1 protein-coding gene is annotated in these 262 nt (G+C 66.8%); it reads right to left on the bottom strand.

Annotation, left to right across the window (positions count from 1 at the left end; all coding sequences use genetic code 11):
- The coding region (locus tag CVH10_RS21675) for a sensor histidine kinase (RefSeq protein ID WP_146143253.1) at positions 1-262 on the bottom strand (262 nt) is incomplete at both ends.

Here is a 262-nt window from a genome sequence, read left to right as displayed (position 1 = left end):
AGTCGCAGCTGAGCCGCGTGCCGGGCAGCGACGGCGGACACCAGCGCCAGTCCGAGTCCAAGCCCGGGGCCAGAGGCCGCTGCTCCCCGAACGCGCGGTTTGAGCAAATCGGCCCGTGCGGCCGCCGGCACGCCGGGGCCGTCGTCCAGAACGGCGAGTTCAACGCTGTCTTCGACGTGTTTGACGATTATGGAAACCGTCGAACCGGGAGGACAGTATTTGATGGCGTTGTCGAGCAGGTTGGCGACGACGCGGATCAGCA

Origin of the sequence: Halomonas sp. ND22Bw (genome assembly GCF_003011945.1) — a bacterium.
GTDB lineage: Bacteria > Pseudomonadota > Gammaproteobacteria > Pseudomonadales > Halomonadaceae > Halomonas > Halomonas halophila.
Note: the sequence above shows the minus strand (reverse complement) of the source record. Positions and strands in the feature narration are given on the sequence as shown.